Here is a 19,867-nt window from a genome sequence, read left to right as displayed (position 1 = left end):
TCCTATCGATTGGTAGATCAATAGGCGATACTAGACCAGCATGCAGAATCGGCGACGGCGCGCTCGTCCATCGCCGTGGGGGAGAGATAGATTGGGTAGGCGACGACAGGGCGAAACCAAAAACGGGCGGGCGGCAGCTGAGACAACCGAGCAGGTCGCTAGCGAAAGCCGGACGGATCGCCTCAGGATTCGTGCCGCCTGGATGTATTTCGTCGAGCAGATGACGCAGAACGAGATCGCTGACGTGCTTGGCGTCGGGCGCGTCAGCATCGTGCGCATGCTGGCGGACGCCCGCTCGCGCAACGAGGTGAAGATCAGCATCGAGAGCGAATTGTCGGAAATCGTGCGGCTGGAGCGCGCGCTGGAAAGGACCTTCGGCTTGCAGCAGGCGCTGGTGGCGCCGCTTAGCGCCCCCAATGCCGACCCGATACCGGCGATCAGCGCCAAGACCGGCAGCTTCCTGTCCGACACGATGAAGTCCGGCATGCGCGTCGGCGTTGGCTGGGGTCGGACGCTGTTCTCAAGCCTGCCCTTCATCAGCGCCAAGTCGCTCACCGACTTCAAGGTCATTTCGCTGCTTGGCGGTGTCGGCGTCGTGCGTCGATTCAACCCGGCCGAGTTCGCCTGGCGCTTCGCCCAAATCTTCCAGGGCGACGGCTATCTGATCCCGACGCCGGCCGTCGTCGACAGCGTCGAGACCAAGATCGCGCTGGTCGAGCGCTGCGGCCTGCAGGAGGTTTTTGAAATGGCCAACGTGCTCGATGCCGTTCTGCTGAGCGTCGGTGGCATCGCCTCGGCCACCACTTTCTCTCGCGGCGGCTTTCTCAAGGAAGCGGATCGGGAGGCTCTGCTTGCGCGTGGCGCCGTTGGCGACCTTCTGTTCCACTTCTTCGACCGCAATGGCGATCTGGTCGACCATCCCGTCAACAGCCACGTGATGTCGGTGGATGTCGACCGTCTGCGCAAGGCGCCGATCCGCATCCTCACCTCCGGCGGTGCGGAGAAGACCGAGGCGCTGCTCGGCGCCATGAACCTGATCGCGCCGACGATCCTGATCACCGACGAGGAAAGCGCGCGGCGCATGCTCGAGGCGCACGCGGCGCAAGGCTCGCCATGAGGCCGCGCCGGTTGCCCGGACCAGGGCCATCGGCTATCTGACCGTCCAGGCACCTGACGCCTGAACGACCAATCAAACGGAGCCCCTGATATGACCGACAAGACGATCCTCAAATTCGGCGCCGTCGAAAACGCGGAAGCCGGCGATCTGGCCGGCTGGGTCGTGGTCGAGGGCAAGCCGACCATGAAAACCGCCGTCCAGCACACGACTGAAGACGGCAAGGTGATGTCGGGCACATGGCAGGCGACGCCCGGCACCTATCATGCGACCTACACCGACTACGAGTTCGTGCACATGATCGCCGGCCGCATCATCATCACCCCCGACGGCGGCGCACCGGTCGAGGTAGGCCCCGGCGATGCCTTCGTGGTGGAAGCCGATTTCAAGGGAACGTGGAAGATCATCGAGCCGGTGACGAAGCATTTTGTCGTCAGGGTTGGCTGAGGCGGCCTGTTCGCATAGGCCGTTGATGGTCAACGCCTATGGCAGATGTCCAGTGCGGGCAATGACAGGCATGCCTTGGCGCTATTTTGGCTTTGATGCCGATCGGACTCACCTCGAACTTTGCCCGGGCCATCGCCCGGGCCGATCAGGCGGCTCAAACGCCGCATTGAACTAGCCGGGCATCGGCAGTCTGTTTAGGATCGACCCGGGTGTTCAATGACTGATCGAGGAGGCGACAGAGATGCATCGACGCGGTTTTCTGGCGGCAGGTCTTGCGACGGTTCTTGTGAGTGAGCGTGCCGCTGCCCAGATGAAGATGGACGATATGCCCGGCATGGATATGGGCGGCCACGCAGGCCACGACATGGGCTCCGCGCCGCAAGGCGCGGCCGTGCTGCCAGAAGGGGAAGCATTTCGCGAATTGCCCCTGCTGGCGAACGAAGCCGGCACGCCCGGCCTGTTCAAGGCGAAGCTGACGGCTCAGTCCACAACTGTGCGTTTTGCGGAAGGGCTCGAAACACCGATCCTCGGCTATAACGGCACCAGCCCCGGGCCGCTGATCGAGGCGGTCGAGGGCGACCGGGTCGAGATCACCTTCGCCAACCGGATTGCGGACGAGGCAAGCACCATCCACTGGCATGGCATGCCGGTGCCCGCCGACCAGGACGGCAATCCGATGGACCCTGTCGCAACGGGCACCGATCGCACCTACAGCTTCGACCTGCCGGAAGGCAGTGCCGGCTCATACTGGTATCACCCACATCCGCACGGCAAGACGGCCGAGCAGGTCTATCGCGGCCTTGCCGGCGCGTTCGTCGTCAAACCGAAGGCCGATCCGATCCCGGCCGCCTACGGCGACACTGTGCTGGTGTTCACTGACCTGCGCCTCGCGGGCGATGGCACCTTGCCCGACAACACGATGACGGACCTGATGAACGGGCGCGTCGGCGACCATGTGCTCGTCAACGGACAGAAGAATCCCGCTCTGTCGGTCTCCTTCGGCACGAAGCGGCGCTTCCGGTTTTACAATGCGACCAACGCGCGCTTTTTGCGCCTCTCCTTCGACGGCGCATCCATGACGATCATCGGAACGGACGGCGGTCTTTTGCAGGCGCCAGTCGCAGCCGACGACATCCTGCTCAGCCCGGCGGAACGGCTTGAACTGATCGTCTCCTTCGAGAAGCCCGGCCCCGCGACATTATACACGCTCGACTACGATCGCGGCTGGATGGGCGCTGGACTTCCTGCCGATGCCGGCCTGACGCTCTTCACGGTCAATGTTTCGGAGACGCCGGCCGAGCCGGTCCCGCCATTGCCCGACAGGCTGCGGCCAATCGCGCTCCTCGGCGCTCCTGCCGTCAGCCGGCGCTTCGTGTTCACCGAAACCATGGCCATGAGCGCCAGCGGCATGGAGATGGGGTTTCTGATCAACGGCGCCGCCTTCGATATGAACCGCGTCGACATCGTCGCCAAGGCAGGCGAGGTCGAGCTTTGGGAGATCGTCAACAAGGCCGACATGGACCATCCATTCCATGTGCATGGAACGCAGTTCCAGGTGGTCGAGCACGAACGCGACGGCAATGTCTCGAAGCCGGCTTATCTGGCCTGGAAGGACACCGTCAACGTCGCGCGCGGCGAGACGGTGCGACTCTTGCTGCGCCAGGACCGGCCGGGGCCGCGCATGTATCACTGCCACATCCTCGAGCATGAGCAGCTTGGCATGATGGGCATTGTCGACGTGCAGGCATAGGCCGAGGTGGCGGCGCTCTATGGCGCGCTTTTCATCAGCGCGTTCCTCGCCGCAACCATCCTGCCGGTCTCATCGGAAGTGGTGCTCGCCGGCCTGATCGTCTCGGGTCGCGGTGATCCGGCGCTGCTGCTTGCGGTCGCCACGCTCGGCAACACGCTCGGCTCCGTGGTGAACTGGATTCTGGGGCGTGGCATCGACTCGCTCCGGGCCAGGCGCGTGTTTCCTGTAAGTCCTGAGCGCTATGAGCAGGCAAGCCGGACGTTCCGACGCTTTGGCGAATGGACGCTGCTGTTTGCCTGGCTGCCGGTTGTCGGAGATGCTTTCACCGTTGCGGCGGGCGCGGCACGTGTGAACCTCGCGGTGTTCGTTGTTCTTGTCGCAATAGGGAAGGCCGCACGCTATGCCGTGATCGTTGCGGGAGGATTATGGGCGATTGCGTGAGCTGCCGGCTTCATCGCTGACCGCAAGCTGCGCGTTCTCTTGCCGCGAAGCGGTGTCCGGCCGTCCAAAGAACATGGTGCGCATGACACCATCGCGAAGCAGAATGAAATGCACGAATGCAGCCAGGATGTGAACGCCGACAAATCCAAGCATGATCCAGACCAGCTTTGCATGGACGAATGCGAAAGCCCTTGCCGGCAGCGCGCCGACGGATGGCGCCAACGGGACAGGCAAGGTTGCGAAAAGCCGTGCGGGTGGCATGAAAGGCATTGGCCGGTAGCCCAGCCATCCCGTTATCAGGACGGCAAGAATCACGACGTAGAGAAACATGTGGAAAAATGAGGTCGCAAACCGCACGAACCGTGAGGCGTGCCTGACAGGGGCTTGGGTGAAGATGCGCCAGCAAAGCCTGAGGACAATGATGACAAGGATCGTCACGCCGATCGACATGTGGAGCGGAAGCCAGTTCATCGCCGCCATCCCCGGCCCGTTCATCGGCCCGAAGGCAACGGCTATTTGCGCCGCGAGCGCGATCACGGTCAGCCAATGCAGCAGGCGAATGCCGAAATGCCAGCGCAGGCGAGGATTCTCTCTCATCTCTTAGGCTCGACAGTCATCGAATGCGCATGCGAAGGCGTGATGGGTTCGTCGTCTCCAGCGGACTCAATTCGCTAACTCAATTTCGCTAAGAAGTGCGGCGGTTCTTCGCCAAGCCATTGAAAACGTGGTGAACCGAGCAGTCACAGGCGAATCAGTCTCCGTTTGATATTCCCTGATAACAGGCAAAGAAACAGGGCCATTGTCGTTTGGCAGCGTACTTGCTTACCGTGAGGCGTTCAAACAGAGAGCCGAATAAGATGTTGGTTTTCCGAAAGTCGAGCAGAAGAAAGCCACAGAAAATGCCTGACAGGCAGCGCAAATCAGACCTATGACATCGGCGCGGTCGTCATGCCCTGGGCCGACAAGTTCAGTGCGCTCGGACCCTGCGCGGGGCAAAAGGTCCGGGCAGAAAAGAAGCTTGAATTGTGCGACGGTCGAGTGCTGGATAGCGAGACAGCGGCCGCGACCGCCGGAACTGGCTTCCGAGGGGCCGAAGAGGGGGAATCGTGGACACGACAGCGGAAACGGACGTTACTTCGTTGATTTCGGGCTTCGAACAGCTCGCCGATCGTTTCGTCTCCGGACTGTTCGCGCGGTTTGCCGCCTTGAGCGACGTCCCCGTCGAGCTTGAAAACCTGAGGGCTTCGCTTGCGGCCGGGGGAACATCTCTCCTTGGGCTCCTGTTCGAGATTGTGTTGGTTGTCGCGCTCGTCGCGGGCGTGTTCATCCTGCTCGCCCGGCGGTTCAAGAAGGCGAGTGCCAAAACCAGTGCATGGCGCAGATTCTTCGCGGGCGTGGCGGCTGCTGTGGTGGCGCTGGTGATCGGTTTCATTGCTGCGCGGCTGCTGGCCGGTTCTGGCGTGCCTTTGCAAACCCTTCGCCTTTGGACGGTAGCGACCGTGCTCGGCCTCATCATCCTCGCCGCCGTCAGATCACTCTTGATGGCATCGCGGCGAACCGAGTTCGCAGAGCGCTCCGCCCATCTGGCGGCGCTCGTGCATGACCTCTCGCTTGCGATTGGCTTGGCGCTCATCGGCGTTACGCTGTTCGCGACGTTGCGGCTCTGGAGCGTCGGTCCGGCCTTGGCGGATCTGCTGCGAACAGGCTTGGGAATTCCGATCTACCTTCTGTTTGCATGGGCGGTATGGCGACACAGACCAACATTGGCTGCCGCCGTCGCCGGTCCGCGCCCCAGAAGCCGCTGGCGCACCCGTCTCGCCAAAATGTGGCCGGCAATCGTGATCGCGTTCCTGATAATCACCTTTCTCAGCACTCAGGCCGCGCTGACCCTGGGAGCATCGCTTCGTGGATCGGCCGTTCTGCTGACCGCGTTGATGTTTCTTGCCGCGCCGCATCTCGACGCAATGATCGGGAACTGGGCGCAGCGCGGATTGGAGTCTCCTGACATCTCGATCTTGGCAGCGGCGGGGCGACAGACCGCCCGCTTCACCGTCGTGGCTATCATGATTGCCATGCTGGGAACGCTATGGGCGACACCGCTGGCTGCCGGGTTCGGCATAGATCTGCGAGAGGTCGCCAAGGGCGCATCCGGGGTGGCGCTGATCATATTGGGGGCGGCGTTTCTGTGGAACGTGGTCGGCACGGGGACGACTCGCGCCTTGCGCGCGGAGTTACCCGCCGTAGCTAGTGAAGAGGAGGAGCTGGGTGCGCCGCGTTCACGGCTGGGCACGCTGGTGCCGCTGCTCAGCGCGGTCGGCAAATCGAGCATTGTGGCGTTGGCGCTGCTCTCGATCCTGGTGTCGATCGGGGTCAATGTCTGGCCTCTGATCGCCGGCTTGAGTGTGTTCGGGCTGGCCATCGGCTTCGGCTCGCAGACGCTGGTGAAGGACCTGGTCTCCGGGCTGTTTTTCCTGATCGACGATGCATTCCGCTTCGGCGAATATATCGAAACGTCAGGCGCCAAGGGGACCGTAGAAAAAATCTCGGTCCGGTCGGTTTCCCTGCGCCATCAGCGCGGTGCCTTGGCGACAATTCCCTATGGCGAGATTGGCAAGATCCAGAATTTCAGCCGCGACTGGATGATCGAGAAACTGACCTTTCGCGTTGCATTCGACACCGATGTCGAGAAAGTCCGCAAGATTTTCAAGAAGATCGGCCAGGATATTTCGGCCAACCCGGAACTTGCTGGGGATTTGCTCGCCCCGTTCAAGAGCCAGGGAATTGGCGAGGTTGAGGACGGCACGCTGGTCATCCGGGCCAAATTCATGGCGAAAGCGGGCAAACACTTCATGATCCGCCGCGCCGTTTTGCTCGCCGTGCACCAGGCATTTCAGGAAAACGGCATTAAGGCCGTCCCAAAGCCACTGACATCTAATCCCGGAGCCTGAGCGGAACATTAGAGGTCGCTAACAGTTTGTGCTTGCGGCAGGTGATGTCTCACCCGCATCGCTGCCGAAGATCGGGACTCCATCGCCTGATCGGCCCGCGCTCTCCGCCAGAGGCGCGGGCTTTGACAGATCAGGGAAGAGATGACCTATGAGCCGGCCACAAGCTACATCGCGAGCGGGCGGCCAGCCGCCAGTCCCGAGCCCAACCCTGAACCAAGCCCCCGGTTGCCAACGTCACAGAATTTGCTCTCAGTCCACCACGTCGAAGCCGGCTTTCCTCAGTGAGCCGAGGAAGGTTTCGACGTCTTGCGAACGGGCCAAGCGCATCGTAACGACCTGGCGCATGTTCTTCACCCAAGCCGGTTGATTTTGCTCCAGCCAGGCGCGCTCGCGATCAGCCTCGATCTTGTAGCCTCCTTCGCTCAGAACGGCGGCCGCAACAATATGATAGATCGGGTTCGATCGAACCGGCGATTTCTTCATCCACATAACCGCCTGCGGATAATCGCCGCTGAAATAAGAGCAAAGAGCCAACTCCACCTCATAGTAGCCCAACGAACTCGGATTTCTTTCGCGCGCCTCCGTTATCAACGCGCAGCCGTCACGCCAATTTCCGGAGACCGCCAGGCGCTGTCCGTATTCGCCCATGAACTCGGTATCGTTGGGATTGATGGCCAAACCCCGTTTGCCCACTCCCAGTGCCAGATTGATTTCCTTGCTGAAATAGAGCGCAAGCATTTCTCCCTGAAGCCCTCTTACGTTGAGAGGGTCGACTTCCACCGCCTGCCTTGCGGCGGCGAGGGCGCGCTCAAGCACGGCGGCGGACAGTTTGGGGTCGTTTGGAAATTCGAACCGATAGTCATCGATGTAGACAAGCGAAAGAAGACCCCAGGCGGTGGCGTAGTTCGGGAAGCGCCCTACGGCCTTCTCGAGGCACGTACGTACGGATGTACGGGTTTCTGGGTTGAGGTCGACGCGATATGCATAGAAGGACAAGGTGCACGAATATGCCACCCAATTGTCGGGCGGATTGTCGACATGGAGATTGGCATCCGCCTGGAAGATGACGCCATAGGCTTGAGCCAAGCTCGTCGATACATTCCGCGCGATGTCCGACTGGGCTTCGACAAGGTCCGCGACTTTCATCCGGCCATCATAGCTGTCTGCCCACAGAACCGAACCGTTGGCTCGATTGATCAACCTGACCCGAAGCAGAAAGGTATCGACCGACAGGTTGACGCTTCCAGCAAGGATAAATCGTGGTGGCGCGGTCGACGCATCGCCGTCCTCAGGCGCCGACTCCATGACCACAATGTCCTTGAACTTCGAAAGTTGGCTGACAATTTCCTGCTTCAATCCACTCGCAATGGCTGCCGCCGCGGCGTTGCCGGTCAGATCGTCAAACGGCTCAACAAGCACGTGAGGCGTTTCTGGCGCGCTTGACCTGACAGACGTCCACGACCACGCCAATACCGACGCTCCAGCCGCGAGAATGGCTGCAAGCATCACAGGCAGCAGGAACGCAACCCATCGGACCGGAGAGTGGGTGATTGTTGGAGAAACAACGGTCGCCTGCGGTAGCGACAATAAAGGCTGCGAACGAAGCAGGAAGGCAGGGACATACCCCCCCTTTGGAATCGTGATCAGGATTGGGTCTGTGTGTCCGGCGGTCAGATAGTAGCGCTCGAGCGCACGCCTGAGGTGGCCAGCCTCGATGCGAACGATCGGATCCGTCTGCGGGTCGAACGCCTCGCCGCGACCAAACACTTCCACTGCGATCGAATAGGCCTTGATACGGTCGCCTCGTCCCGACAATGCCTCTTCCACCACATGGCTGAGGAAGCGGCGCTCGCGGCCGGTGGCATCGAAGTCCGCACTGTCGAGGATAAGGGCAAGTTGGGCGCGACAAGCCTCCATAGGGAGCTCGTGCTCCCTTGGTGCGGGCGTTTCCGCCTGGATCGCCATGCCCTCGCTTGGTCCCTCGCAACCGCAGTTTTTGTTATCGTGCGGTTACATGCATATCCACGTAACTTACCTTCTGCTGCCGTCTCTTTGCAATACGATTGCGTCAGGTCGATGAACTGGCGTCATGAACACAAAAGACGGATCGTCTGACAGGCACCGAGCGGTCTCGGCGGCAGTGCGCCGATACCCCCAGTTTGAATTGACGATCCATCGGCTGATGGACCGAAGTGAGAGCTTTCGCGACATCTGCGAGGAACTCGCGGATGCGGAGTTTGCGCTTTCGAAGGTCGACGAAGCCCCGCCGGCATTGCGGGAGGCCAGACGAGCCGAATGGCAGGAACTGGTGGATCGCCTGGTTGGAGAGGTAGGCGCAGCGGTGCTGAACACCGACGCCGCCCGCAAATCGGGTATCAACCCATGGCCGCCACGGTGAACAGCCATGAGTGCCGGGCCGAAAGCGCGGGAAACATGCCAACACTCCCGTTTCCCAGAGCAATAAATCAAGCATATGGTGGTGGAACACAGGAGGGGACCCTGACATGATGACGTTCTTTCGGACAGTAGCCCAAGGTTGTGCCGTTCTTTCCTTCCTTTGGCTTACCCATCCCGCTGGAGCCGCGGATGCGGTCTCACCAGTGACGCCGGAGCTGAAGCCGGTGGTCACCGAACAAGGGTGGACGTTCTCCGTTGCGCCGTATTTCTGGGCGGCTGGAATGTCGGGGGAGGTGGCGCAGTTCGGTCTGCCCCCCGTCGACGTTGATGCGAGCTTCAGCGACATCCTGAAGAATCTCGACTTCGCGGCCATGGCTGTCGCCGAGGCTCGCTACGACCGCTACAGCATTTTTGGCGACCTCATGTATGTGAAATTATCGGGAGAAAACGGCACGCCGAGAGGCGTCCTCGCCACCAGTGTCGATGTTTCTTCCGAGACATTTTCGGGACTAATCGGAGCTGGCTATTCGATTATCCAGAGTGATACCGGACGTCTCGATTTCGTCGGCGCCATGAGGGTTTGGTCCGTAAACACGGACCTCGACTTCCATGGCGGTATCCTTGACGGCGTATCCGGCAGCGATGGAGCGACCTGGGTGGATGGGCTGGTTGGCGTTCGCGCGAATTACTCGCTCACGCCCGAAATCTATCTGACGGGCTGGGGCATGGTTGGTGCAGGCGGTGCCAATGTCGACTGGGATGTCGCAGCCGCACTGGGCTACCGGTTCAACGAGCGGTTTTCGGCGGTCGCCGGCTACCGCGCGCTCGGCGTCAACTACCGCAATGACGGCTTCGTCTTCGATGTCGTCCAGCAAGGACCGATCATGGGATTGGTCATGCGTTTCTAGGATTCAATTTGCATCAATGAACAACAATGGAGGAAGCGATGACAACGAAACTTACATTCCGCAACTGCGCCGTCCTGGCCTTGGCTTTGGCTACTTTCGTGCAGGTTGATCCGGTCTCCCTGGTCACTCGGGGATCGATATCATCTGAAGCTTTGGCGCGCGTTGGCCGCCCTCTTACGGCCACAAGCGCCGCGGGCGTCGGGCGACGCGCGACCCGGCGAACAATCCGCAGAACCAGCGTCTACGTAGCCAGGCTTCCTGCCGGTTGCGCCAAAACCTCCGTCAACGGGACGGCCGTCTGGCATTGCGGCGGGAAATATTATCAGCACTCGGGTTCGAAGTACGTGGTCGTTCAGGTCAACTGATTGGCGCGCGGATGGCCGCCGGCCAGACCTGACCGACAGCAGGTCGGCCTTGGGCGACAAGATCGTCCAAGCAACGACCGGTCGTGGGTCGTGCGCTCGGATACTGCCAGCACCAATCGGCGGGCCCAGCTCTGGACAAAGTCAACAAATGAACGCGAAACGAAATTTATTCCTGGTCGTCATTGCGGCGGTCGAAGCGGCGACAGGTCTCGGTCTTCTTTTGCTGCCTTCCGTTCCATTTGCTCTCCTGCTTGGGTTGGAAAGCGCCACGGTTGAAGCAATTTTTGTCGGCCGCATTGCGGGCGCGGCGTTGCTTGCCATAGGTGTCGCAAGCTGGATGGCGAGGAAAGACGCGTTAAATCCTTCACTGTTCGGACTGCTTGTTGGCATTCTGATTTACAACACGGCCGTATCGATTCTCCTCGTGTATGCGGCCGCGGTCCTGAAGATGACCGGCGTCATGCTTTGGCCTACGGTTGCATTTCACGCACTTCTTGCCGTCTGGGGTGGTCTGCTGCTGCAGGGCATTCCAAGCGAAACTCCATCGGGAAACCGGTGACAACCAAGGAGCTGATCCTTGGAAAGTAAGACAACGTCTCATTGGCTTGTGGCACATCGCATCTGACCGGCACCGGCAAGCTGCTCAACGATGGCGCGGCGCTCCCATAAAGGGCCAGCAAGGTTCAACTGCGAAGTCCGCGCGCTGAAGGCGAAGTGCCGTCCCCACGCGCCGGTCCGCAAGATGCCCCGCTCGCCCGGGCACATCTACGAGTTCGCGCCCGGCAACGACAGAGGCTCTGTAGCGCGATTACATGCTTGCCCCACGTAACTTACATTCCAGCGCCAGCTCTTTGGGGTCTACTATCCGTGAAGGAATGCAGGAAGTGCTCATCGAGTATCACGCCAATGGTGTTGCACGGGTAACTCGAGAGCATGCCTGTTGTCGGCTGCCGGAGCCTTCGCAACGAGAGGCAAACATGGGCGACGTCGTATCGATTTTTCCATTGGCGGTTCCGCTGGTTTTCGGCGTCGAAGGCAACGCGGCATTTGACAATGCCCGCGTGCAGAATGCTGCCGTAGCCGGAGCGGAGGAAAGCGTATGACGTGGCTCAAGGAACCTCTGCTGCATTTTGCCGTTGTCGGCGCGATCCTGTTTGGCGGCTATTCCTGGCTGAACGACAGACATGTCGAAGCCACAGCCGCGGAGCCGGTCCGGATCGGCGAAGGCGATTTGCGCTGGCTCAAGCAGACCTGGTCGAGCCAGTGGCTGCGCGAGCCAACCGCCGATGAGCTCAAGGGTCTTGTCGACGATCTGCTGAACGAGAAAGTGATGGCGCGCGAAGCGCAGGAGATGGGCCTCGAGAAGGACGACACCATCATCCGCCGCCGCTTGGCGCAAAAGCTCAAATTCCTTGTCGAGGATACGGCCCAGCTTGCCGAGCCGACCGAAGCGGAGCTGCGGCAGTTTTATGCCGCCAACCCGGCGAAGTTCGAGACACCGGGAAAACTGTCGTTCCGGCAGGTCTACTTCAACCCGGAGCACCGCAGGGATGCCGCGGCGGACGCGACCGCCGCGCTGGGTGCGCTGTCAGCGAATGTCGAGGACGATTCGATCGAGGGCGACCGGCTGCTGTTCGGCGACAGCTTTGCCGATACCGACGAACAGGCGCTGTCCGGAATGTTCGGTGCCGATTTTGCGCACGAGGTGGTTGCGCTTGAACCGGGTGGATGGCGCGGTCCGGTGAAATCTGGCTATGGCTTTCATCTGGTGCTCGTCACGCAGCGCACGGCGACCACGCCGAAGCCTTTCGAGACCGTGAAGGATGCCGTCCTCGCTGAGTGGCGCTCTGCGAAGCAGACCGAGCTCAGCCGGGAGTATCTGGTCGAGCTGCGCAACAAGTACGGCGTCGAGCTTGACGACAGTACGAAGGCGGCGCTGGGGCCTGGGGCCGCAACGAATGTGGCCGCACAATGAGGCGGCTGGCCAATTGGTCTGCGCTCGTGCAGGGTGCCCGCGCTGCGTTGGAGTGCGTTCGGCTGGTCGTGCTGACAGCGGCCATTGCTGCGCTGTTCTGCGAAGTTGCCTATTCCCACGAGGTGCGCCCGGCATATCTCAGCCTTAAGGAGGAGGCGCCGAACGAGTTCAGCGTTCTGTTCAAAACGCCGATGCAGGGCGATGCGCGACTGGCGCTGTCGGCACTCTTTTCCGGCAAGATCGAGGCGGTTACGCCGATCATCTCGCATCCGACCGGGGATGCCATGGTGCAGACTTGGCGCATGCGCACCCTGGAGCCGCTCGCAGGCCAGAACGTTGTGATCGACGGGTTGCAGAACACCATGACCGACACACTGGTCCACGTGGTGTTCGCGAATGGCAACAGCTGGACAGCCCGTCTCACACCCAGCGAACCGTCGGCAGTCATCCCGGCTTCGCAGAGCGTCTGGGCGGTGTTCGTCACCTACGTCCGTCACGGCATCGAACATATCGCTTTCGGCTTCGACCACCTGCTGTTCGTCACCGGGCTGATGCTCATCGTGCGCGACTGGCGCAAGCTGGTGAAAGCAATCACCGCCTTCACAGTCGCGCATTCGATCACCTTGACCTGCGCAACGCTCGGATGGCTGACGCTGCCGTCGCGGCCGGTGGAGGCGATGATCGCCATCAGCATCGTCATGGTCGCCGCCGAGGTTGTGCGGATGGAGCGCGGGCAGCTCAGCCTGGCCATCGCCAAGCCGTGGATTGTGGCCTTCGCCTTCGGCCTGCTGCACGGCTTCGGCTTTGCCGGCGCGCTGGTCGAACTTGGCCTGCCGCATGGCGACATTCCGCTGGCGCTGCTGGCCTTCAATGTCGGCGTCGAGCTCGGACAGCTCGCCTTCATCGCCGTCTTGCTGACCGCGGTTTATTCGGTGATGCGGTTCGTCATGATCCCGCGGCAGGCGATCGTCGCGTCGGCCTATGCCATCGGGATCATCGCGGCATTCTGGAGCGTCCAGCGACTGGACGCGATGTTCTTGTGAGGAGGAGCAAATGGGATCACGCACGAAACTGACGGGCCGGCGCCTCCTGAGGAGCCAGAAACTTGCACGCGCTATCGCGGTGGCGTTTGCTGCGTCTTTTATGGCCACTGCTCCGACGTCCGAAGGACACGCTTGCGGCTATGATAGTCCGCAGACCGCTTCGCAGGGTTTCCTGAATTGGCTCTATCCGGATTCACTCTACGTCGTCGGCGCGATATCGAGGGAGGTGGCTGCGGGACGGCTGCCGGTAGCGAACTTCGATCAGACCGGACCAGATCTGTTCGGACACAGATTTAAGCTGACGGCGACGGCGCTGGAGCAATTCGGCGACATGCTCCGGGCGGCGTCGCCAGGTCCGGCGGCCCTGCCTTCGGTTTCCCTGGTCGTCGTCGAGCCGATGCTGTGGACACGCTTCGATCAGGGTCCCGACGGCTTGCGCACGACGGTTCATGTTCCGGGGGCGCTCCCCGGTGACCTTGTCCTCGTCTCGGGCGAAGCCGTAATAACCGAAATCGCGGCGCGGCGGTTGACCTTCGGCCAGGCCGTCGAGCGCGGCGTGGTGCGTCTCTATGGGACGGCGCCGCAGATCGCCCAATTCCTGCTCAGCTATTCGGACGTCGGCGCAAGCGACAGTGCTGTCGAAACATCACAGAAACCGGTCTTCTCGCTAGCAAGCGCGGCGGCCGGCTCACCCCATTTCGCTTCGATGCAGTCGCACCCGGTTGGCATCGCGCCCGCCGAGCTCGGATGCACACCTGACCACACCGAGATTTCATTCCACGAGGGAGAGAGACAATGATCCGGAAACCGCTGACAATCACAAGTCTTGTATTGCTTACCGTGTGCGCCAGCGCCGTGGCACGGGCACAGGATGCCGGCACCTATACCGTCGAGGAAGCGGGGCAAGCCATCAAGGCCCGGCCCTACTCACCCTATGCCGGACGCAATTTCCCGGCGCGGCCGCTGTTTGGCGACACGCATTTGCACACGGCCCTGTCTTTCGACGCCGGGGCGGCCGGAGCCAGGCTGGGACCGCGCGAGGCCTACAAATTTGCGAAGGGCGAGGAGGTCATTTCCTCGACAGGACAGCCGGCCAAGCTGTCACGTCCGCTCGACTTCCTGGTCGTCGCGGATCACTCCGACAATATGGGATGGTTCACCGACTTCATGGCCGGAAAGCCGGAGATCCTGCAGAACGCGCAGGCCCGCGAGTGGTATGACATGATACAGTCGGGGCACGCCGGGGAAGCGGCGTGGGCCATCGTCGTGACCTTTTCGCAAGGCAAATTTCCGCCCGATATCATCTACCAGCCGGGCAATCCCGCCTATCGGTCGGTGTGGCAGAGCATTATCTCGGCAGCCGAAGAAGCCAACGATCCGGGGCATTTCACCGCTTTCATCGGCTTCGAATGGACGTCCCTGTCCAAGGGCAACAACCTGCACCGCAATGTCATCTTCCGCGATGGTGCCGAAAAAGCCGGTCTCATCGAGCCATACACGACGCAGCCGCCCGTCGGCAGCAACAACCCGCGCGACCTGTGGAAATGGCTGCGGAACTATGAGGACAAGACCGGCGGCGATGTGCTTGCCATCGCCCACAATGGCAATCTGAGCAATGGCGAGATGTTCCCGATCATCGAGCCGGTCACCGGCAAGGAGATCGATCGCGAATACGCCGAGCAGCGTGCCCACTGGGAGGTGCTTTACGAGACCACCCAGATGAAGGGCGACGGTGAGAGCCACCCCTTTCTTTCTCCCAATGACGAGTTCGCCAATTTCGAGAAATGGGACAAGGGCAATCTTGACCTCAGCGTGAAGAAGACACCGGACATGCTGGAGTTCGAGTATACGCGCTCGGCGCTCAAGAACGGGCTGAAGCTGGAAGCCAAGCTGGGGGTCAATCCCTACAAATTCGGCTTGGTCGGCAGCACGGATTCGCACACGGGCCTCTCCACTGCCGACGACGACAATTTCTTCGGCAAGATTTCGACCGCCGAGCCGAGCCCGGAACGCTGGTCGCACCCCTTCATGGCGAACCCCAAGCTCGGGCTCAAGATCATGGGTTGGGAGACGACCGCGTCGGGCTATGCCGCCGTCTGGGCGCAGGAGAACACGCGCGCCTCGATCTTCGACGCCATGAAGCGGCGCGAGACCTATGCCACGACCGGGCCGCGGATGGTGGTCCGCTTCTTCGGCGGCTTCGATTTCGATGAGGCTGACGCCAACTCCCGCAGCCCGGCGATCGCCGGCTACACCAAGGGCGTGCCGATGGGCGGCGATCTCACTCAGGCGCCCGCGGGCAAGGTGCCGACCTTCCTCGTCGCTGCGTTGAAAGATCCGATCGGCGCCAACCTCGACCGCTATCAGATCATCAAGGGTTGGCTGGACGCAGCCGGCGAGGTGCATGAAAAGGTCTATGATGTCGCCTGGTCCGGCGACCGCAAGCCAGGCGCCGACGGCAAGCTGCCGCCGGTCGGCAATACCGTGGACGTGCCCAATGCCACCTGGACAAACACGATCGGAGCACCGGAGCTTATAGCGGTGTGGAAGGACCCGGATTTCGATCCGTCCCAGCGGGCCTTCTATTATGGCCGCGTCATCGAGATCCCGACACCGCGCTGGCCCGCCTATGATGCGAAATACTTTGGCATCAAGATGTCGCCGGATGTGACCATGACAACACAGGAGCGAGCCTACACGTCGCCGATCTGGTATACCCCGGCCGGCTAACAGTTTCCGCTCGAGTGGAAGCATAAGGGCCTCGCCGCATCTTTCGATGCGGCGAGCGCACCTGTTTTGGGCGGTCGACGCCCCGATCCCTGGCCGGCATTTCGCGACCATCGCCCGCTCGACCCCCGTCACAACCAAGATGGTGGCTTCATGGTCCCTGCCACGGCGCCTTTGGAACAACAGCATCGCCACGCTCGGCCCCCTGCTATGAGACAGCGCAGCCCTGGAGAGGCGTAAAAGTCGCTTGCTTCCTGTGTGGAGTGAGCCCTGCGGTACGCTGTCAACGCACCCATCTGACGAACCGCACGATCACTTCCTCGGCGACGAGCATGGCGACGACCACGATAATCAGCGGAACCACGCCGTGCAGCATGCCTTCAAAGCGAACCCTATCCCCAAACACAAAGGTGATCACCTCCAGGATCACGAACTTGGATAGGAACAGCACCACCCATGCGCCGAAGAATCGCATGAACTTCATGAAGGCACCTTGCCTTGCCTGGAAGAACACGGCGACCTGGTGCTCGATAGCGATCGTCCCCTTCAGAAGGGCCTGCAACAAGATGGCGGCGAGCAATGACACGCTGAAGGAAGAGACTGTGACGCTGTCCGAAAACTCATCGAACAGGTTTAGGACCACGAGGTCGATCAGGACTCCAAAGAGATAGCGTATGATCAATCGCTGGCGGTCGGTTGGCATTTCGGCCGTGGCCGGCAGAAAACCGTGAATTTTGTCAGCCATGACGTCCCCTTGTAAAGCACCCCTGCCGAGTGGTGCGAATGCATTACTTTAGCATCGGCCGTTTCGACGCGCCACGTAACTAACGGTAAGTACCGTGGGGCCACCGATCCCTAGTGCATGTCGCTCAAAAGTGGCCCCGGTTTTGAGACAACGACATGCATAGAAACAAAAGACTTAAAGCGCGTCGCATGAATCCGTTTCGACGCGACGCGCTTTAGTGCCGAAAAGATCGCCAGCTTACCGTGGTGGCGGAGGATTGAGACGCGATCTCACGGCGGCATCGTCATCTAGCAATTCTGCTCTTACCTCTCCGACCAATCGATCTATGAGTTCCTGCCATTCGGCTCGTCTGGCCTGGCAATATTCCGGCGTGGCCTCGTCCGCCGCCATCACCGGCGAAGGAGGAGATAGGATCGAGGCTGATCGCGAGGTTGCATGGCTGGACCAAAATCAACCTGATTTGGTGAAGAATATGCGTCAGATGGTTTCGACGCGGTTGGCCCGTTCGCAAGACGTCGAATTGATCATCGGCTCGCTGAGGAAAGCCGGCCTCGACATCAAGGGCTGGCCTCAAAGGAGCAATCCACAATTGCTGCGTCTTATGCGCGACAGAATTGCGGCCCCTTCGAAGCCCTGACACCACGTAACATACATACTGATTGTGGCACAGATGAACAGTCCGTGCTTATGGTTGCGCGCTTGCCGCAAAGCTCGCATTGGCTCCGGCAGGCAAGGAAGCGGACTGGATCCAGACCATTGCCCGGCAAAGGCTGGAACCCGATGCTGCCTCTACGGCGCGCTCGACCCGTGGTTCGACAAGAGGTGGCGGCCGGGGGAGATCGGACTGGTGAAATGACCTCCGAGCAACGCTCCAGGATGAGCACGGCAGTAACGATCCACAAAAACGAACGTTCATGAGCAAAGAACGGCAAACAAAGGGAAGGCAATACCATGCGAAACTTCATGACACTCATCGCGGCAATGTCAGTAGCACTTACGTCTGCGACGGCAGCCTACGCACAAACACAAAATCCGCTTCCCAAGGCCAGCGATGTGCTTGTCCGATACGGGGACGACGTCGAGGGCTGGACGGTCTATGCAAATCAAACCCGCGGAGATTGCTTGATCGTGCGCCAAGATGGGCCAAGTGCGGTGCAAATGGGCGTTACCGCAAATCAGGAGGTCGGGTATCTTGGCGTGTTCACGAAGGTGGATATCGGCCTCAAGAACGGGAACACGTCGGAAATCTTCGTTTCTCTTGACGGCCATCTCTACAAGGGTGTGGCTACGAGCACGAGCGGCGAACTCAAGGGCGGATATTCTGGCGGCTACATCTTGACCGACGACCCGAAGTTCAAGCGCGACGTGGCGAAGAAATATAATATGACCGTGTTTCCGGACACCAAGGGGACCTTTGTCGTCGATCTGAAGGGGACTTTCAAGGCAATGGCAGTGGGTCGCAAGTGCCTCAAGCACTGACCGCCCGCCAGGCAATATTCCCACCCATCTCCGCCACTGGCGGCAGCTAGCATCGCTTCAGGGATATGCGAATTTAAGGTTGGCGCTTCACCCTCACCGTGGTGACGGATATAGGATATCCGCGGCTCGGTTCGCGACTGTCTGCCGTGAGAAGCGCCCGACATCTACCAAGTGTCCGCTTCCCGGCGGGCCATCAAACAACGCGGCAATCTGGTCGGCGTCAAGCCCACCAAAGTCGATACGTTGAAGTTGCATTTTCTACCGGGAACGACATGGTCGGTGGCAGAGGACAGTCCAGCATGACCAGCAATAACATCCGGTACGTCTTATTGATGGTCGTTGAGACGGCTGCGGCGATGTTCTTGTTTTTGACGATTTTCCCAATCTTCCGGCAAGTGATCACGCAATTGGGAGAAGCACAGGACATCAGCCCCTATCAGCAGTCCGCGGTGGTTTGTGGTGCGCTCGTTCTGCAGGCCTGCTACTGGGTCAGGTTTCGCTGGGTTGCGATCCCCGCACCGTTTCGCAATGCCTTGGTGAGGCACCTGTTCCTGTTTGCCAGCCGGGTCAGCTTCTTCTTTGGCGGCGCTTTGTTTTCGGTGCTCTTTTTCCGCCACGTACCGGAACTCGATCAATCCCCATCTTCCATTCAGGGAGCCGTCAGGCTGTTGGAAGTCCTGCTGGTTCTGTTCAGCCTGTTTTGCTATTCGCTGGAAATAGAACGGTTGGGCAGGGCAAGGGAAGACCATTCCTCCGCACTCGGCCGCAGCAGATAATTCAGGCTGACAAATCCAGTCCGCGACAAGGGTGCCGATGGTCGGCGGCCTTCCTGCCTGTCAAACATTTGGAGCGGGCTTCAGACGATTTGCATGTCTCTGGAACAATTTTGGATCGACGACGTTTCCCGCAGTTAATGACGACGTTTCGCATTCGGTAACATTGCCACCAGCGAGGACGCGATCATGAGATTCCTGTCAGGCATAGCGACCTCCATGGTCGCAACTTTTGCACTAACGAGCACTGTTCCTGTTGATGCCGCACCGGTCTTCGTGCCCAGGGCACAAAGCGCGCAGTCCGATCTCATCCAAATTCGGGATGGCTGGCACAGGGGCTATCGCGGCTACCACCACTACCACCGGCACAACGACTTCTGGGCCTCCGGCGGCGCTTTTGTCGCCGGAGCGCTGCTCGGCAGCATGATCGCCAACAGCAACGGCTACTACGGCGGGTACTACCGAGGCGGTGACTACTACGGAGGTTCGTATTACGGCGATCCGTATTATGTCGATCCGTACTACGGCGATCCGTATTACCAGGACCGGTATTATGGCAATGGGTATCACTCAAACAGATCCTATCGCCCATGCTCGCCCAGGGAAGCGGATTCCGGTAATTGTTACTAGCGATCGTCGTCATGGGCAGGGTGCCGCCCTTTGACTGACTTTCTATGTGATCGACACAGCTCAATATTAAGCCGCCGATGCGAGTCCAGCCTTTCATGGCTTTCCGAGAGGAGATTCGACCTTGC

20 protein-coding genes are annotated in these 19,867 nt (G+C 60.5%); 17 read left to right on the top strand and 3 right to left on the bottom strand.

Annotated elements, in window-relative coordinates; all coding sequences use genetic code 11:
• The first annotated feature begins 91 nt into the window (after positions 1-91).
• From B5V02_RS11670 to B5V02_RS11655, 4 genes are all read left to right on the top strand, one after another.
• Entirely contained in the window at positions 92-1,117 is a 1,026-nt protein-coding gene (locus B5V02_RS11670; RefSeq protein ID WP_111544348.1) for a sugar-binding transcriptional regulator, read from the top strand.
• A 90-nt stretch (positions 1,118-1,207) separates the two neighbouring features.
• Positions 1,208-1,561, top strand: a complete 354-nt coding sequence (locus B5V02_RS11665) for a cupin domain-containing protein (protein WP_111544347.1) — start codon at positions 1,208-1,210, stop codon at positions 1,559-1,561.
• A 241-nt stretch (positions 1,562-1,802) separates the two neighbouring features.
• Positions 1,803-3,311 (top strand): multicopper oxidase family protein, encoded by a 1,509-nt coding sequence (locus B5V02_RS11660; protein ID WP_111544346.1) that lies wholly within the window; start codon positions 1,803-1,805, stop codon positions 3,309-3,311.
• 6 nt (positions 3,312-3,317) lie between these two features.
• The gene (locus B5V02_RS11655; RefSeq protein WP_111544345.1) at positions 3,318-3,752 is read left to right on the top strand and encodes a YqaA family protein; all 435 of its coding nucleotides are present in this window, start codon (positions 3,318-3,320) and stop codon (positions 3,750-3,752) included.
• Here the strand turns inward: B5V02_RS11655 and B5V02_RS11650 are convergent.
• Positions 3,735-4,349, bottom strand: coding sequence for a cytochrome b (locus B5V02_RS11650; RefSeq protein WP_245445866.1), 615 nt, complete (start codon positions 4,347-4,349; stop codon positions 3,735-3,737). The genes B5V02_RS11655 and B5V02_RS11650 overlap by 18 nt on opposite strands.
• Positions 4,350-4,858: 509 nt before the next feature.
• Here B5V02_RS11650 and B5V02_RS11645 point away from each other — a divergent pair.
• Positions 4,859-6,700 (top strand): mechanosensitive ion channel family protein, encoded by a 1,842-nt coding sequence (locus B5V02_RS11645; protein ID WP_245445864.1) that lies wholly within the window; start codon positions 4,859-4,861, stop codon positions 6,698-6,700.
• Positions 6,701-6,949: 249 nt separating this feature from the next.
• Here B5V02_RS11645 and B5V02_RS11640 read toward each other — a convergent pair whose 3' ends face one another.
• Positions 6,950-8,665, bottom strand: coding sequence for a hypothetical protein (locus B5V02_RS11640; RefSeq protein WP_111544343.1), 1,716 nt, complete (start codon positions 8,663-8,665; stop codon positions 6,950-6,952).
• A 217-nt stretch (positions 8,666-8,882) separates the two neighbouring features.
• Here B5V02_RS11640 and B5V02_RS11635 point away from each other — a divergent pair, with 217 nt between their 5' ends.
• The 8 genes from B5V02_RS11635 to B5V02_RS11600 all read left to right on the top strand — a co-directional run bounded on the left by B5V02_RS11635 (position 8,883) and on the right by B5V02_RS11600 (position 16,118).
• Positions 8,883-9,098: a hypothetical protein gene (locus B5V02_RS11635; protein WP_342633856.1), complete on the top strand. Its 216-nt coding sequence runs from the start codon at positions 8,883-8,885 to the stop codon at positions 9,096-9,098.
• A gap of 109 nt (positions 9,099-9,207) precedes the next feature.
• Positions 9,208-10,005, top strand: coding sequence for a hypothetical protein (locus tag B5V02_RS11630; protein ID WP_425374390.1), 798 nt, complete (start codon positions 9,208-9,210; stop codon positions 10,003-10,005).
• 513 nt (positions 10,006-10,518) lie between these two features.
• On the top strand, positions 10,519-10,929 hold the full coding sequence (locus tag B5V02_RS11620; RefSeq protein WP_111544340.1) for a hypothetical protein: 411 nt from the start codon (positions 10,519-10,521) through the stop codon (positions 10,927-10,929).
• Between the two features lie 418 nt (positions 10,930-11,347).
• Positions 11,348-11,473 (top strand): hypothetical protein, encoded by a 126-nt coding sequence (locus tag B5V02_RS42230; RefSeq protein ID WP_281004930.1) that lies wholly within the window; start codon positions 11,348-11,350, stop codon positions 11,471-11,473.
• On the top strand, positions 11,470-12,345 hold the full coding sequence (locus tag B5V02_RS11615; RefSeq protein ID WP_111544339.1) for a peptidyl-prolyl cis-trans isomerase: 876 nt from the start codon (positions 11,470-11,472) through the stop codon (positions 12,343-12,345). The genes B5V02_RS42230 and B5V02_RS11615 overlap by 4 nt, the downstream gene beginning before the upstream one ends.
• Entirely contained in the window at positions 12,342-13,388 is a 1,047-nt protein-coding gene (locus B5V02_RS11610; protein WP_111544338.1) for a HupE/UreJ family protein, read from the top strand. The genes B5V02_RS11615 and B5V02_RS11610 overlap by 4 nt, the downstream gene beginning before the upstream one ends.
• 10 nt (positions 13,389-13,398) lie before the next feature.
• On the top strand, positions 13,399-14,187 hold the full coding sequence (locus B5V02_RS11605) for a hypothetical protein (RefSeq protein ID WP_111544337.1): 789 nt from the start codon (positions 13,399-13,401) through the stop codon (positions 14,185-14,187).
• A complete protein-coding gene (locus tag B5V02_RS11600) occupies positions 14,184-16,118 on the top strand; it encodes a DUF3604 domain-containing protein (RefSeq protein ID WP_111544336.1) in 1,935 nt (644 codons plus the stop codon). Before B5V02_RS11605 ends, B5V02_RS11600 begins: the two co-directional genes overlap by 4 nt.
• 280 nt (positions 16,119-16,398) lie before the next feature.
• Here the strand turns inward: B5V02_RS11600 and B5V02_RS11595 are convergent, their stop codons facing one another.
• Complete coding sequence (locus B5V02_RS11595; protein ID WP_111544335.1) at positions 16,399-16,860, bottom strand: hypothetical protein; 462 nt, start codon at positions 16,858-16,860, stop codon at positions 16,399-16,401.
• Between the two features lie 256 nt (positions 16,861-17,116).
• On the opposite strand from B5V02_RS11595, the gene B5V02_RS11590 reads away from it, so the two are divergent.
• The 4 genes from B5V02_RS11590 to B5V02_RS11575 all read left to right on the top strand — a co-directional run bounded on the left by B5V02_RS11590 (position 17,117) and on the right by B5V02_RS11575 (position 19,742).
• Positions 17,117-17,497 (top strand): hypothetical protein, encoded by a 381-nt coding sequence (locus B5V02_RS11590; protein WP_146606055.1) that lies wholly within the window; start codon positions 17,117-17,119, stop codon positions 17,495-17,497.
• Between the two features lie 314 nt (positions 17,498-17,811).
• Positions 17,812-18,339: a hypothetical protein gene (locus B5V02_RS11585; RefSeq protein ID WP_111544333.1), complete on the top strand. Its 528-nt coding sequence runs from the start codon at positions 17,812-17,814 to the stop codon at positions 18,337-18,339.
• A 299-nt stretch (positions 18,340-18,638) separates the two neighbouring features.
• Positions 18,639-19,115: a hypothetical protein gene (locus B5V02_RS11580; protein ID WP_111544528.1), complete on the top strand. Its 477-nt coding sequence runs from the start codon at positions 18,639-18,641 to the stop codon at positions 19,113-19,115.
• Positions 19,116-19,301: 186 nt separating this feature from the next.
• Positions 19,302-19,742: a BA14K family protein gene (locus tag B5V02_RS11575; RefSeq protein WP_111544332.1), complete on the top strand. Its 441-nt coding sequence runs from the start codon at positions 19,302-19,304 to the stop codon at positions 19,740-19,742.
• Positions 19,743-19,867: the final 125 nt, after the last annotated feature.

Origin of the sequence: Mesorhizobium kowhaii (assembly GCF_003253745.1) — a bacterium.
Taxonomy (GTDB): Bacteria; Pseudomonadota; Alphaproteobacteria; order Rhizobiales; family Rhizobiaceae; genus Mesorhizobium; species Mesorhizobium kowhaii.
This window is presented reverse-complemented; position numbering and strand designations above follow the sequence as displayed.

Coding starts and splice junctions, on each gene's coding strand:
- B5V02_RS42230 (WP_281004930.1), top strand. CDS start 11,348: ATGGGCGACGTCGTATCGATTTTTCCATTGGCGGTTCCGCTGGTTTTC.
- B5V02_RS11640 (WP_111544343.1), bottom strand. CDS start 8,665: ATGGCGATCCAGGCGGAAACGCCCGCACCAAGGGAGCACGAGCTCCCT.
- B5V02_RS11665 (WP_111544347.1), top strand. CDS start 1,208: ATGACCGACAAGACGATCCTCAAATTCGGCGCCGTCGAAAACGCGGAA.
- B5V02_RS11615 (WP_111544339.1), top strand. CDS start 11,470: ATGACGTGGCTCAAGGAACCTCTGCTGCATTTTGCCGTTGTCGGCGCG.
- B5V02_RS11585 (WP_111544333.1), top strand. CDS start 17,812: ATGCGAAACTTCATGACACTCATCGCGGCAATGTCAGTAGCACTTACG.
- B5V02_RS11575 (WP_111544332.1), top strand. CDS start 19,302: ATGAGATTCCTGTCAGGCATAGCGACCTCCATGGTCGCAACTTTTGCA.
- B5V02_RS11620 (WP_111544340.1), top strand. CDS start 10,519: ATGAACGCGAAACGAAATTTATTCCTGGTCGTCATTGCGGCGGTCGAA.
- B5V02_RS11650 (WP_245445866.1), bottom strand. CDS start 4,349: ATGAGAGAGAATCCTCGCCTGCGCTGGCATTTCGGCATTCGCCTGCTG.
- B5V02_RS11580 (WP_111544528.1), top strand. CDS start 18,639: ATGACCAGCAATAACATCCGGTACGTCTTATTGATGGTCGTTGAGACG.
- B5V02_RS11605 (WP_111544337.1), top strand. CDS start 13,399: ATGGGATCACGCACGAAACTGACGGGCCGGCGCCTCCTGAGGAGCCAG.
- B5V02_RS11660 (WP_111544346.1), top strand. CDS start 1,803: ATGCATCGACGCGGTTTTCTGGCGGCAGGTCTTGCGACGGTTCTTGTG.
- B5V02_RS11630 (WP_425374390.1), top strand. CDS start 9,208: ATGACGTTCTTTCGGACAGTAGCCCAAGGTTGTGCCGTTCTTTCCTTC.
- B5V02_RS11635 (WP_342633856.1), top strand. CDS start 8,883: ATGGACCGAAGTGAGAGCTTTCGCGACATCTGCGAGGAACTCGCGGAT.
- B5V02_RS11610 (WP_111544338.1), top strand. CDS start 12,342: ATGAGGCGGCTGGCCAATTGGTCTGCGCTCGTGCAGGGTGCCCGCGCT.
- B5V02_RS11595 (WP_111544335.1), bottom strand. CDS start 16,860: ATGGCTGACAAAATTCACGGTTTTCTGCCGGCCACGGCCGAAATGCCA.
- B5V02_RS11600 (WP_111544336.1), top strand. CDS start 14,184: ATGATCCGGAAACCGCTGACAATCACAAGTCTTGTATTGCTTACCGTG.